We start from the raw sequence: 14,030 nt of genomic DNA, 5'->3' as shown, positions 1-14,030 counted from the left end.
TCATATGTGTATTTTAAAAACAGGGCGAGCGCTAGTGCTGCCCTGTTTTCTATTCTATATTCGAATTACTTAACTGTTGTTAGTACTGCTGCTTTAATTACTGAATCTGCAATTGTTCCAGGGACAGTAATGTTATAAAGATTAGCGTTGAAAGAGTTCACTCTGAAGTTATAAGTAACTCCGTCGATTACTGTTGAGTAAGACTGACCACGGTTAGCTTCTGGTAGGTCATTCACGTTAAACCCAACCACTTTTTCACCAAGACCATTATTATCGATAGATGTTGTGAAATCTCCTAGAGACACGCCTTCACCTGCTCCTCTAACTGTAACTTTTACAGTTGCCTGTACACTCTTGTCTCCTGCATATACATTAACAGTTACGTTTGCAGTACCAACAGCGACTGGAGTGATTTTAAGTTCGTTATTAGTAACCGTTGCAGTAGCAACAGTTGCATCAGAACTAGTAGCTGTCACACCGATAGTTGCAGTATTTGTAGTGTTGTTTGTTACTAATTCGCTAGCAGTTAGAGTTAATGTTTGGCCACCAACAACTAAAGTCTTTTCAACGTTCTTAGCTTCTAGTGCTGCACCAGTGTAAAGGTCTTGTGGACCAGCTTTTGAAGTGTCTTGTTCAACGATATAGAAAGTAGTAGTGCCATCTTTCACTTCGCGAGTTACAGTAACTTTACCTTTTTTCAACTCTTTGATGAAATCATCAGCAGTTGCGATTGGTGTGTTACCAAGACCACGGTAAGCATATGTTACACCAGTTTCGCCAGCATATTTAACTGGGTCTTTACCGATGAAGTTAAGCTCTTTCTTATCAGAGTTGTAAGATACAACTTCATCTGTGTGGATTGCTCCAACTTCTTTAGTACCTGTGAAAGTAGCTGTTGCTTCTTTCGCAGTGAATGCATAGTCCTTACGATCAGTATCGATTGCAGTTCCTGTTGCAACTACACGTACTGCTGCATTCTTGTCCTGTGCCGCAGTTACTACTAAATCTGTATTAGGTGAAGTGTAAGTAACTGTATAGCTACGGTTAGGAGAAATGATTTGTTCTCCTACTTTCACATCGCTAGCACCTGTGTTAAAGATTGTGTACGATACATTCTTGATAGAAGTATTTGGTACAGCTTTTCCACTTTGGTTAACAAGAGCTGCTTTGAATACTGCAGGTCCTTGACCTAGGAACTCTCCAGTTTCTTTTCCAGCATTATTAAATACTTTCAACGCTGCACCATCAAGGTATGCTTCTTTGAAGTAAGAGATCGAACCAACTGTGAATGGCTCTCCTTCATCAAGTTTACCTTCAACAGCATTAGGAGTGTTTACGTCAATCCAAGCGATTGGTGTAGCATAATCGTTTTCAACGTCACTACCAATGATGAATGAAGCTTTACCATTGTTATCTGTTTTAACAGAGATTTGTTTACCTGCATAGTATTGATTATCATTGTTATCTACTTTGATGAATTGAGCTTGTGTGTTAGTAGAGATTACACGGTCCAAATCTTCGTTGAATGCAACGTTAACTACTTCGTTTTTCGCTACGTTACCTTCTTTGTTTTTAACAACTACATTGTACTTACGACCGTTGCTTACACCCTTAGCAGAAACTTCTCCACCGTCACGAGTTAACTCAATAGCATACTCAGCTTGTTGTGCTGCAAAAGTTACTGTAGATGCTTTTGCTTGTAATAGGCTAGCTTCATAAGTAGATGCAGTCTTGTTATTGTCAGTGTTTAAACCAAATACTACTGGAGTAGCTTTTGAGTTTGTTCCTGAAACTGTGAACGTTGCTTCACCTTTTGAATCAGTAGTGATTGTAGCAGTTGTAGGTGTTTTATCATTAACAAGTTGAGAAACTTTCACACCATTAACTGTAGCGTTTGAAAGCTTGTCAGGTGTTACATTCAAGTTTTCTGCTAGAGAAACGTTGAATGTTCTGTTTGCTTCTGGCTTACCAGTTGTAGCGTTTTTGTAAGTTACTTTATAAGTCTTGTTTGCACCGTTATTTACAGTGTTTCCAGTTGTTACTTCTTCAATGTTAAGAATAGTGTCTACACCCCAGAATACAAATCCTAGGTCACGCACAGATGGTGCGCCTGTAGGGTAAGCAGTTACTTGGTCAGTTCCTGCCGAGTATTGAGTGTAAGAGAAAGTAGCGATACCATCAGCGTTTGTTACAGCTTCAAAGATTTGATCTTTGTTAGTTGTGCCAGTTGTGTTAGCTTTCACGTTGAAAGTTACAGGGATACCAGCTTGTTTTACACCAACGTCAGCTGAAAGGATAGCCTGTTGACCAGTTTTTCCTTGTACAGATTGGTTAGTGATTTTGATAGTTGAAGGAACTACTGCAGATACACCAGTGAATGAACCGATTGCTTTTTCATTCAATGTAACTGTGTACTTTTCTCCACCTTTTTGAACTGCAGTTGTCAATACAACTGTTTTGTCGTCAGTTTGTTTTACTGCAGCGTTAGATACAGTTAAACCGTCGATTTTGAAGTTCAAAGAGTTGATGTTGTCAACTTTATCTTTCATAGCTACTTCAACAGTAGTAGCGTTGATTGCTTTTACTGAAGCAACTCCAGGAGCTACTGTTCCAGTACCTACATCAGAGAAGTCTGCGTTCAAAGTCTTGTGCAAGAAAGTTGCAAAGTGTCCGCGAGTTGTAGTCTCTTTAGGGTTGAACTGAGGTGCAGCTGGGTTTGTGATGTCGAAGAAGTCTAATACGTCGATTGCTGGACGTGCTTCTGCTTTTGCTTTACCTAGGTCAGTAACGTCTTTTTTGAAGTCTTGTGCTGCAACATATGAAGCAAGATCGATATCATGTACGCGGTCGAATGCGCGAACAAGAACGATTGCCATGTTTTCACGAGTGATGTCGCCGTTTGGATCTAGTTTACCGTCTGGAGTACCGTTGAATACACCGTTGTCGAATACTAGAGCAGCCATTTGTAGCAACTCGTCATTTGAAGATGACTTAAGATCTGCAAAGCGTGGCTTTGTTTTGTAGTCAGTTGGAACTTTATATCCTTCAGTCTTCAACCATTTACCCATCAATTTAACTACGTCAGAACGAGTTAATGTTTTGTTAGGTTTGAATGAGCCGTCTGGATATCCAGTGATAACACCTGCATCAGATAGAGCGTCGATTGCTGTTTCGTGTGTGTTGCCTTTTGTGTCTGAAAAGTCTGCCGCGAATGCAACTGGTGCTACTGCTGATGCTACTAGTGCAGCTGAAGCAGCCCCTACTACAAACTTGCGATATTTCGTTGGTTGGTTAGCCATTGAATAATTTCCTCCTCTTAGGTATCTCTGTTTTTGCCGATTTACTACCTATGTATGAAAGTAGTAGGCATTACACAGTAAAGTATAGATAAGAACGGTCAAGATGTCAATTGAATTTTATAAAGTTTGCTAGTTTGCTAACAAACATCGACAAATCTTTTTTGCCGCAACTTCTATTCTACTGATTTTTCTAGAAGATGCAAGTATTTGCCAACATCTTTTTAAAATAGGGTATTTTGGTCTTGGTTGGTAATTCAGACATACAAAAAGGCTAGAACAGATGGGAACTGTTCTAGCCTTTTTGTTTGCGGTCAACCAACCGTAACGCTTCGCGTGGCATTGTGCTATATGCTAAGAGAAAATTATCCTTACACTTCCGTATTCTATCATTAAATTTACTAGATTACAAGATGTGATTGATAGTTTATGTTTTAATATTGAAATGTTATCTTAGTTGCTGTTAAAATCATTTCTTTTTATACACTTCCAGTAAAAACTTCGGAAGATTCATCTGCCGCTTGATCCGGCTCGGCTCCAGCATCAATCGGTACAGCCACTCCGCCCCGGCTTTCTGAAAAGCAACGGGCGCCCGTTTGATATTGCCTGCCAGTACATCAAACGATCCGCCGACTCCCTGATAAAGTATCGGATGCAACTGATTTCGATACTGCTCGATCCACTGCTCTTGCTTCGGTGAACCCATCGCGACAAACAAAATATCAGGTCTCGCTTCATTAATAGCATCAAGTACAACCTGCGTATCTTTTTCATATCCGTGCTGGACGCCTGCAATCTGAATGTTAGGATGCAATTCCTGCAATCTGGCTGCCGCCGCATCCGCCACTCTCGGTTTCGCGCCGTAGAGGAAAATTCGTTTTCCTCTAGCAGCTGCTTCCTGTACAATACGGTCCATCATGTCGATTCCCGTTACCCGCGAAGCAATCTGTCCTTTTTTTAGCTTTGAAGCCAGAATGACGCCGATACCATCGGGAATTTGAAATTCCGCTCTGTTCAGCAGTGCTTTCAATTCGGGATCTTCTTTCGCTTTCATCAGCTTTTCTGGATTGATTGCGACGACCAGTGATTTCTTACCTTCTTCGATATTCGCGAAGACTTTCGGAATCAGTTCATCATAATTTTCTGTGTTAACAGCAACGCCTAGTATTTCTTCTTTCATTGATTAAGCTGTCCTTCTTTTTTGCCGTCCCCGAGTTTAAAGTACCGGTATTCCGCCCGTTCCCATTTATCAGGATTCAAAGCGTTTTTCGTATCGAGCATGATCGGTCTCGGCTGCTTCGTCTTCAAGCTCGCTGGATCAAGCTGCTTGAATTCGTCATGGTCGGTAGTTAATAGAAGCAAGTCAGCATTTCCGATGGCTTCTTCAAGCGTTGCCATCTGCGTCGGATGCTGCAGCTCCTTGATATGCGGATCGAATGAAGTAACTTCTACTCCCAGTTCCTGCAGTGACTCGATCACTTTCGTTGCCGGGCTTTCGCGCATATCGTCGACGTTGCCTTTGAACGCTAATCCAAGAACCGCCACTTTGCCGTTTTCCACACCATACTGTGATAACAGCTTCTTCGCCCGTTGTGCCGTGTACATCGGCATGCCGTCATTTGTCAGTCGGGCTTTTTTGATGATGTCCGCTTTATCCGGTGCCAGTTCAACAAGGAACCATGGATCCACTGCGATACAGTGACCGCCTACGCCAGGCCCTGGTGTATGAATATTCACCCGCGGGTGGAAGTTCGCGAATCGAATGGCCTCCCATATATCCACATCAATACCTTCCGCGATTTTCGCGAGTTCATTGGCAAATGCAATGTTCACGTCGCGGTATGTGTTTTCCATTACCTTAACGAGTTCTGCTGTTGTCGCATCCGTTAAATGAATCGTCCCCTGCACGAATGCCTGATACAATTCCTTCGTCATTTCAGCTGACTTTGGATTGATACCGCCGACGATCCGGTCGTTGTTGACCAGTTCTTCAAAGATTTTGCCGGGTATGACTCGTTCCGGTGAATGAGAGACGAATAGTTCTTCTCCCATGATCAAATCTGTTTTACGCAGTTCCGGCAGCATGACGTTCTCTACTGTCTTCGGCGGAACGGTAGATTCCAGAATGACGAGATTGCCTTTCTTAACGAATGGCACAATCGAAGCCGTTGCCTGACGAATGAATTCCAGGTTCGCTGTGTTGTCCGGATTGATCGGTGACGGCACTGCTATAATGAAGACATCTGCTTCAACAGGTGTGGTGGAAGCTGTGAAATGCCCTTCGTCCACCGCCTGCTCAAGACGCTGCTGCAAACCGTTTTCTTCTATATGAAGCTGTTTATTATTGATGAGCTGGATGGCCCGTTCATTTTTATCGACGCCGTGCACTTGCAGGCCGCTGTTCGCGAACATGACTGCTGTCGGCAGACCGATATACCCGAGTCCCACTACGCATAGTTTCTTTTGCATAAGTTTTTCTACCTTCGCTTTCCGTTTATATGATGACATCCATATAGTATACCAAGTTACCTACCGGGCGACTATACTTATTTAGTTTGTGTTTTTTGTACGGTAAATGGTGTGTACGTTCCTTGTTTAACGGATCGCCCACCCGTGCTTTTGACGCCGGGGTGTACGATGAGCATATATTCCGCACCCAGCTGCATTGGCTTCGCCGGCTGGATGGACATCGTTTTAGTATTCGTGATTTTTTTCGTTGTAGGTATAGAGACGCTTCCGAATTTGATAAGTTCCATCTTATCGAAACTCTTCTCGGATCCGAAGTTCATCGGCTGCGTAAACTGCACATTGAATACTTTCTGTCTTGGAACGTCAGTCGGCCCTGCAACCGCCTTGTACTTCTTTTCAGCAAGTTTTGCGGTAATCAGACGTTTATGAATGCCTGTCATCTCTGTGCCGGGTGCCATTTTGATTGTCGGCTGCACTCCTTTATGCTGTACCGGCGTTCCTTTTGGTCCGGTGTAATGTCCAGTTGTCAGCTTCAATGCACCGCCGTTCTCCAGTTCAAATAACGACTGCACACTCCCTTTGCCTTTCGTACCTTCCCCTACGACAACCGCCGCTTCCTGATCTTTTACACTGACCGCGACGATCTCAGACGCGGAAGCAGAGAATCGATTGACGAGGACGTATGTGTCAGCCGGGAATTTATTCTTTGCTGGAATCGCTTTTGCTGACTCAACCCCCATACGCGTTTTCAATTTATACGCATCCTTCACTTTCGGGAAGAAACCTAATAACTGCTCTGCACTCTCGACATATCCACCGCCGTTATAGCGCAAATCAAGAATCAGTTTCTCCGCGCCTTGACTTTTCAGGCGTGCCCAGTGCGTATTGACGTCTTCCAATAGATGCGCTGAAAAAGTCTTAATTTTCAAATAACCGATATTTCCGTACATCATATGTGACTGCACATTGGTTTTATTCATAATCGGCGCATTAACGGAAGCCACTTGAGTAGACGGTCCCGCACTCGCATATTGGTTCAAGTACTCCTTATACTCTGTAGGCGTCATATAGATCGAGTATTCATCCAGTTGAGCAATAATTTCATTAACCGTTTTAGCTTTACTGATATTCGCTGGCTTTTCACCGTAATAATACAGTTCGACAATCTCTTTCACTTCGTCAAGCGTAGCTGCATGCGAAGTGGGTGCAAGGCAGAGCCAGGCGATGATGGCCGCTGCCGCGAAAGCTGTCTGTTTCATTGCGTTTCCTCCCCTATGGTGCGTTCTTATATGTATCTTCTCACTATACCCTAACCAGCTGCGATTAAGCGCCTGTCCGCATTTATTTTTTAGAGAACAAATTGACCCAATAGACCGTGCCGTCCTTGCCGGTCGCCGTCCCCGCTCCCATATGACTGAATGAACTGCTCAGCAGATTTTCCTTGTGACCGGGCGAAGCCATCCATGCCTCCGTAACACCTTTAGCCGTGCTATAGCCTGCCGCAATATTCTCTCCATACGCTTTCCATTTATAATTAAACTTCGCCAGCATCTCCGGCACGGTGCCGTAGGTCTTAGAAGTATGCGACAGCTCTCCATACTTCGCCATATCCTCCGCTTTCGCAGCCGCAATCCGGTTAAGTGCCGGATCCGCAAGCAGCGTTGCCACTTTCGCCGCCTTCCGCTCCGCATTGACATTGATAATAGTCTGCGCCGCCAATGAAGGCTGAGTCACAGGCGGTTCAGGTTTCGGATCTGGTTTCGGCTGTTCCGGCTTTGGAGTCTCCGGTTTAGGCTGTTCAGGCGCCGCCGGTTTCTGATGATCCACATAACGCTTCTGTTTCGCATCATACGTAATCAGCCCCTTCGCCCGCTTTTTATCAAACTCAATCGTCCGATAAAGAAACGCCGCCATCTGCGCACGCGTAACCGACTCATTAGGATTAAACTTAGCTCCCGGCCGCGTCGTCGTAATATTCAGCTCCGCAATCGTAATAATGTATTTATAAGCCCCATTCGACTTCGACACATCCGCAAATCGAATAAAATCATTATCATCCGTAATAATGTTATAACCCAGAACCAGCAGCTTCGCCATCTGCCCGCGCGTCAGCGGTTCATTCGGATTGAATTTCGCTTGATTGGCAAACAGCCCCTTCTCCGTCAGCGCTCGTATATGTTCATAGGAACCGTGAGCCGGCGTCACATCAGTAAAGTCCATCTTATACGCATGACTCGGCTTCGCCTTAATCGCCAGCGCAATCATCTTCGCAGCCTGCGCCCGAGTCACCGGCTTGTTGATACCATATGTATTATCAGGATACCCATTAATAATCTGATTCGCCGCCATATAAGCAATCGCTTCCTCCGCATAATGCCCAGCAGGCACATCCGTAAAAGTCGCCGCCGAAGCACCCGGCACATATATAGCCGATGCAGCCACCGTCACAGCAGCCGTGCCAATAAACAACCTCTGCCCATTTGAAAGTTTCATAGTTTCAACCTCCTTTTGTAGAGTATACTGGATAACCGCCCAGTTTTGCAGGGGGATTTGGTAGGAAATACGTTTTATGAGCACGCAACACGTCTTAATGAGCGCCCGCAAGGGTCGCATGATCATTCGTGAATGGTCTATGAGCGCCTGGCACAGAGCTATGATCACGCGCCAAGGGCCAATGAGCGCTTGAGCCACTCCTATGATCAAGTAAGACAAAAACAAAAGCGCATGAAAAAAACCATGCGCTTAAATGGTGGAAAAGCCAGCTTTTCATTAAAAGATCGTTTATGATCACCGCTTCATTGTCCATGATCGCCCATCCCGCCTCTATGATCATACAAACATCTCCCATGATCACTCGTCCAATAAGTATGAGCGCTGGACAATTCTATATGATCACTTGCAAGGTCTCTATGAGCATAGCCAGTTTCATCTAGAACGATAATTTAGCCGGGATACTCAGCAATCGCGAAGAAAGTTGATAGGTCGATGTCCTATTCTTACCATGCAGCTCGGTAAATTCATTGGTCAGTAACCGCTTTGTCGTATGGCGTGAACTTGTCCTGCTGAATTGTCGGAACTGCTGATTCGTCACTTGCCCGCCTTCTATGCATAGCCATTCTGTAAGGGTATTCAGATGGCAAAGGGGATCTTTGTAACCACATGTCTGGCACTGCCAAGTTCTCATTCGCCATTGCATACTGAATCGGTCGCACACCTGACAAGTTACGCCGGTCATGAGTTCTTCAGATGCCAGGTCATATTTCTGCTTCATTGGTAGGGGATCAAATACACGGTGGGATTTCGCTAATTCGCCGGCCAGATGCTGCACCTGTCTTTCATTCAAAATGGCAGTATCCATTTCCAGCGCGCGTAGTTTATTGGGGACTTCATAGGAGAAAACAATTCGGTGGGCTTCCATATTCTCGATATTCAGCTCATTATGATAAGCAAACACGACATAATCTATTATCGGAATATCCACTTTCCGCTGCGCCAGCCAGTTTCGCAGAAAGTACTTTTTGCGTTCAAGCTCTTCAATCGGACTTCTCAGCACAGTCCGCTCACCCGCCGCAGACTCCCGAATAAACTGCGTAGGATTTTGCTTTATGTGAAGCTTTCCTGCAATATTCTTGATCTCAAACAAGACAATCACACTCGGCGTAATCAGCAGCGAATCAATCTGAAAATAAAATTGATCATACTTCAAATACAAATCATGCAATATAGCATGCGGATAGCACGGCACAAACTCACGCAAGTGGTAATCAAACTCTTTTTCGCCGCCAAATCCTGCCTTTCCGTTGTAAAAATCCATCCGCACTTTCTCATATTTCGGATGAGCAGACGGCAGGCGCTTTAATAACGCATGCTGGCCGATCATCACTCTTGGCATTTCACGTGTTTTATAAATCAAATATACTCCTCCCTCTATTAGCTATATACTCTATTATAGCAAGTATTCAGAGGAATGGGACTTTATGGATAAAACTCATTTTTGATGCGGGTTTGGAGGGTGAAATTGAATTTTCATTTCGAAATAAGTGGGAAAACTTGATTTTGGTATCCGAGATTCTACTATTTTGAAAGGTTTTCAATAAAATGAACACTAAGTACTAATTGTTTTCAAATGCCATGAGCGACTGCGTACTGTTTATGATCACGCCAGCCGGCTCAATGAGCACACAGACAACCGCTATGATCACCCAGCAACACTTTATGATCACTCAACAAGGTTCCATGATCACTCGACACGATTCAATGATCAAACGCACTTCCACCAAGCTGAATTTGCCGCTATGGCACGCGCTATGATCATCTCCGCACCATGTATGATCACGCCAGCCGGCTCAATGAGCACACGGACAACCGCTATGATCATCCAGCAACATTCTATGATCACTCGACAAGGTTCTATGATCACACAGGAGCACCCAATGATCACTCACATACGCAACGCCAACCCCCCTCCCCAAAAACGAAAAAAACTGCCACAAGGGCAGTTTTTCCATCTTAATGCTTCACCATATAACGCACATAACTTTGCCAGTGCACACCTTTCCACTTATCCCACTCCGGCAGATACAGCGGCTGCGGATGGAAAACTGACTGATTATCCAACCTGTCATCCAAGTTGACATTATACAACGCAACTGCGCCCGGCTGTGTGCCGCTCACTAAAATCGAGCGGTCAAGCGACGTAAACGGTGTTTCCACAACAGTCTGCACTGCACGGCCTTTGCTGTCGAGCGTCCACACTTTCGCTGTGTCATTATGTTTATTCACCAGCCAGCTAGTCTTAATGCTCGTCGCCTGATTGGCTTCATTCGTCTGGATGAACGTGTTGACATTCGTGCCGAACGGCAGTTCCAGCTGCTCATCGTACGGCGCAATACGCACTTCATAATACGCCAGTGGATTGTCCTTCTGCGTATTGCCGAGCGCCTTATAAGCTTTCAGCCATTTATCATCCTGTGCAGGCACTTTGGAAACCGAAACTACTGTCCCGCTGAGCGTAGAGATTTCAGTCGGATAATCAGGGGTAATGCGCTCCTTGATATCCGCCAGTTTTTTCTCTTCTTTTGTAGGCACAGACTGTCCCTCTGGCATCTCGATTATGCCGCCTTCAGGTGGAAGTTCATTTTCCGTATCGTTCGGATCTATAACCTCATTATCCGGCTCAATCGTGCTGTCCGGCTCTTCAATCGTCGTGTTCGGATCTTCGAACTCATCTGTCGAATTATCTATTGAACCATCCGGATTGCCAAGCGTGCCGTCCGGATTGTCATCACTGTTGACATCCGTATCGGGATCTCCGATGTCCGTATCAAAGTCCTGCAAATCCGCATCATTCCCGCCTGTCTTCGAACGATCGACATCATGATTCAAATCATCGCCAAACTGATCTTCCACCACTGCAGGCGGTGTGCCGTCAGCCGATACAGCCGCCACTTCATCTTCCGTACCGCTGACCGGTGTTTCTTCCGGCACTTCTTTCGACACAAACGGTGTACGAATCGCTTCGTGCTGGATCGTCACAAAACTGCCCGGCTCGATATCCTGCCATTCATTATGCAGAACATACGTCACGATCGTCTGGTCCGTACTATAAATATCGACCGAAGCACTGTCGCGGTTAATCTTCACCACGTAGCCGTTCACCGGACTCGTCATCGCCGCTTCTGTCGGCAGCTCGTCAATCTTCGAGTCCAATGTTTCGATTTGACGCTGCACTTGGGCCAAATCACGTTCCGCATCGGCAATCGCCTGCGCGAACGTGCCTTCCCCTACCACGTCAACGCCTACATCAATATTCACTTGCACTTTCTTATCATCATTCGAATCATACGAATCACTGTTGCCCCGCGATCCGTTGCTGCTTTTCTGCTCATACTCCAGGTCGCTGATCGTCTGACGAATCGTCGACACCTGATTTTGCAAAGCTGCCCGCTCCGCATTTAATTGACTGCGCTGCTGATCGATATGATCGGTCTTCAATGAAGCAAGTTCCGTTCCAAAATCGACCGTCTCTCCTTCATTCACCAGCCACGAGTCAATCGTCTGGTCTTCCTTCAAATACACCGTATGCAAATCTTTCGGCGCAATGAAGCCTTCTTTATCCAGCTCTTTCGTGTAATCGTCCGCCGCCAGCCGCTCATAGCCGTTGACATAAAATGATTTCGGAATCACACTTTTCTCGGAAAACACGAGATAACTGTTGAGTGCAATAAAAGCTGTCATGAGGACCGCCACGATGATATTCCGTGATTTCATCATTTACAGTCCCCCAATCATCAATAAATTCAGCATTTTTTCTACCGGAACGAAACCGACTGCCGCTGTAATGAGCGCAAATACAATCTGCAATGCGATCAACAGCCAGATCACATCTTTGCGGACTCCTTCGCCTTCTGCATCATAGAAGCGAATGAACCGGTATTGCACCGCCACAACCAGCGCGGAGAATATCGTCAATTGATTGACGAAGAAGATAATGTACCAGTTTTCCAAAAATGTCATCGCCAGCGGTCCGAATGAAAGGATCGAAACGCTCGCTGCCTTGCCTGCCAGTGCGAACACCAGGAAGTTAATCAGCTTCTCAAATAACAGCAAGCCGACAACAACCAATTGCAGTTTCAGCAATGGTTTGAACGCAATGTTCGTGATCATGCTTAAAATCCAAGCGACGCCCCAGAAATGAAATGCCATGTAGATGACGGACCACAAAATCGATCCGACTAATGAAGCGTAACGTGCAATCGTGTAGTCATCGACTGTACCGTTCGCCAGAATATACGTCATCGTTTCCGTATTCATACCCCACATGTCGCGGAGGATGAACAGAATGATGCCTAAAATGAATACACCAAACACCCGGCGCTTGAACCCAGCCACCGCCCCTTGCCCTAATTCGCCGGCAAGCCGGTCTGGATATACTAATGAACGCCAATAACCGTAAGTAGAATACATATGTACTTCTCCTTTGCCTCTAACGTGTTCGTTCGGATTTTCTGAAATTCTATCTCTCTTACTTTATCAAAAAATGGCGAATTTGCAACGATTGTCTCGTATTGAAGTGGAATTTGATAGGATTGGAGTGGTTTTGGGGGTTGGGATGATAATTAATTACACGATAATAAGTATTTTCATTCTCTCGTTTATCATATCCGCATTGTGTCAATGATACATATAATAAAGACATAACCGTACACAGCGTACACCTTGTACAAAGTGTACGAATATGATAAAATAGGAGGTGAGAGGAGTGATGATCATGCAAGCTGTTCTTAATGCCAGCGATGTGCGTCAACACTGGAGCCAATTCAATGACGATGTAGTTCGGGAAGGGCCTCGATTTGTTAAACGCAATCGAGATGAGTGGGCTGCACTGAGTTCCGAGCATCTTAAAGCTGCATTTGCCACTTTTATATTCGAAGCAACAATCATCCAAGAAGATGATGGCACCTGTACTGCTTCGCTAGTTGACTTTGATATTGTAGAGAATAGTGACACAGAAGAAGAAGCTTTAGAATTAGTAGCAGATGAATTAATCGAATATGCCAATGAGTACCAAGATAATTTCAATTTATATTTCCACTCCCCTAATCGTCACGATCAATTCCCTTACATCATGAATGTTTTAGTTCAGGAAAATCAAGAAGATGTAAAAGGGTTAATTAAGTGCCTAGCTGGAGAGAAATAGAACGCTTTTGCCAGCGTGACGGCTGGGAAGAATTCAAAAAGAAAGGCCATCATATTTATTTCAGAAAAGTTACTGATGATGGCACAATTAAACGGACAAAAGTTTCTAGGGGAACCGGGGAAGTAAGAGGACATTTATGGAAGGAAATACTTTATAAGCAGTTACAGGTCACAGAAGAATACTTTAACAGTATGAAATGAAATGCGGCTGCGATATGAGGTGGCTGCATTTTTTATGTCTGTATATTTAGTTGCCACTATATCAATAGCGCAAAAATGTTCAGCTCACCTGAACTTCTTTTGAAAGCATCGATAACTAGATTACCATCACGATATGTTAATCACTACTTTCCCCTATTAAGAGCTCAAACTAGTTAAAATAACAACTTCAATGAACCTTCTAAATCTATCTACCAGAAAACTAGGATTGGAGCGTAAGGCGGTCGACTCCGGGAGGATCAGCCCGACAGGTGATGACAACCTAGGGGAGCGAAGCGACCAGGTTGGCTCACCGCGGGCCCTCCGGAAAGCGTACCGCCTGAAGCGCAAATCCCCACCTACCATCCT

At 44.8% G+C, this 14,030-nt stretch carries 10 protein-coding genes; 1 reads left to right on the top strand and 9 read right to left on the bottom strand.

All coding sequences use genetic code 11. The features are described from left to right. Window positions 1-65: 65 nt before the first annotated feature. The 9 genes from GDZ68_RS03430 to GDZ68_RS03395 all read right to left on the bottom strand — a co-directional run bounded on the left by GDZ68_RS03430 (window position 66) and on the right by GDZ68_RS03395 (window position 12,731). Window positions 66-3,299 carry an S-layer homology domain-containing protein gene (locus GDZ68_RS03430; protein ID WP_153720883.1) on the bottom strand — a complete coding sequence of 1,078 codons (3,234 nt, stop codon included), beginning with the start codon at window positions 3,297-3,299 and terminating at the stop codon, window positions 66-68. 466 nt (window positions 3,300-3,765) lie between these two features. Beyond that, a complete protein-coding gene (locus GDZ68_RS03425) occupies window positions 3,766-4,476 on the bottom strand; it encodes a WecB/TagA/CpsF family glycosyltransferase (RefSeq protein WP_153720882.1) in 711 nt (236 codons plus the stop codon). Continuing rightward, window positions 4,473-5,765, bottom strand: coding sequence for a nucleotide sugar dehydrogenase (locus tag GDZ68_RS03420; protein ID WP_153720881.1), 1,293 nt, complete (start codon window positions 5,763-5,765; stop codon window positions 4,473-4,475). The genes GDZ68_RS03425 and GDZ68_RS03420 overlap by 4 nt, the downstream gene beginning before the upstream one ends. Window positions 5,766-5,842: 77 nt before the next feature. Further along, window positions 5,843-7,024, bottom strand: coding sequence for a S41 family peptidase (locus tag GDZ68_RS03415; protein WP_153720880.1), 1,182 nt, complete (start codon window positions 7,022-7,024; stop codon window positions 5,843-5,845). Between the two features lie 82 nt (window positions 7,025-7,106). Further along, the gene (locus GDZ68_RS03410; protein ID WP_194841040.1) at window positions 7,107-8,258 is read right to left on the bottom strand and encodes a CAP and S-layer homology domain-containing protein; all 1,152 of its coding nucleotides are present in this window, start codon (window positions 8,256-8,258) and stop codon (window positions 7,107-7,109) included. A gap of 94 nt (window positions 8,259-8,352) precedes the next feature. Next, on the bottom strand, window positions 8,353-8,598 hold the full coding sequence (locus tag GDZ68_RS18045) for a hypothetical protein (protein WP_194841039.1): 246 nt from the start codon (window positions 8,596-8,598) through the stop codon (window positions 8,353-8,355). Between the two features lie 96 nt (window positions 8,599-8,694). Further along, window positions 8,695-9,678: a nuclease-related domain-containing protein gene (locus GDZ68_RS03405; RefSeq protein ID WP_153720878.1), complete on the bottom strand. Its 984-nt coding sequence runs from the start codon at window positions 9,676-9,678 to the stop codon at window positions 8,695-8,697. Between the two features lie 596 nt (window positions 9,679-10,274). Next, the gene (locus tag GDZ68_RS03400) at window positions 10,275-12,038 is read right to left on the bottom strand and encodes a hypothetical protein (protein ID WP_153720877.1); all 1,764 of its coding nucleotides are present in this window, start codon (window positions 12,036-12,038) and stop codon (window positions 10,275-10,277) included. Beyond that, window positions 12,039-12,731 carry a hypothetical protein gene (locus tag GDZ68_RS03395; protein WP_153720876.1) on the bottom strand — a complete coding sequence of 231 codons (693 nt, stop codon included), beginning with the start codon at window positions 12,729-12,731 and terminating at the stop codon, window positions 12,039-12,041. It abuts the gene before it with no gap. 298 nt (window positions 12,732-13,029) lie between these two features. Between GDZ68_RS03395 and GDZ68_RS03390 the strand changes: the two genes are divergently transcribed. After that, window positions 13,030-13,464, top strand: a complete 435-nt coding sequence (locus GDZ68_RS03390) for a hypothetical protein (protein ID WP_228550998.1) — start codon at window positions 13,030-13,032, stop codon at window positions 13,462-13,464. Window positions 13,465-14,030: the final 566 nt, after the last annotated feature.

Source organism: Sporosarcina cascadiensis, assembly GCF_009650995.1.
In the GTDB taxonomy this organism is placed as follows: Bacteria; Bacillota; Bacilli; order Bacillales_A; family Planococcaceae; genus Sporosarcina; species Sporosarcina cascadiensis.
This window is presented reverse-complemented; position numbering and strand designations above follow the sequence as displayed.

Excerpts from the sequence above, each read along its gene's own strand:
- GDZ68_RS03430 (WP_153720883.1), bottom strand. The coding sequence starts at position 3,299 with ATGGCTAACCAACCAACGAAATATCGCAAGTTTGTAGTAGGGGCTGCT.
- GDZ68_RS03425 (WP_153720882.1), bottom strand. The coding sequence starts at position 4,476 with ATGAAAGAAGAAATACTAGGCGTTGCTGTTAACACAGAAAATTATGAT.
- GDZ68_RS03420 (WP_153720881.1), bottom strand. The coding sequence starts at position 5,765 with ATGCAAAAGAAACTATGCGTAGTGGGACTCGGGTATATCGGTCTGCCG.
- GDZ68_RS03415 (WP_153720880.1), bottom strand. The coding sequence starts at position 7,024 with ATGAAACAGACAGCTTTCGCGGCAGCGGCCATCATCGCCTGGCTCTGC.
- GDZ68_RS03410 (WP_194841040.1), bottom strand. The coding sequence starts at position 8,258 with ATGAAACTTTCAAATGGGCAGAGGTTGTTTATTGGCACGGCTGCTGTG.
- GDZ68_RS18045 (WP_194841039.1), bottom strand. The coding sequence starts at position 8,598 with ATGATCATAGAGGCGGGATGGGCGATCATGGACAATGAAGCGGTGATC.
- GDZ68_RS03400 (WP_153720877.1), bottom strand. The coding sequence starts at position 12,038 with ATGATGAAATCACGGAATATCATCGTGGCGGTCCTCATGACAGCTTTT.
- GDZ68_RS03395 (WP_153720876.1), bottom strand. The coding sequence starts at position 12,731 with ATGTATTCTACTTACGGTTATTGGCGTTCATTAGTATATCCAGACCGG.
- GDZ68_RS03390 (WP_228550998.1), top strand. The coding sequence starts at position 13,030 with ATGATCATGCAAGCTGTTCTTAATGCCAGCGATGTGCGTCAACACTGG.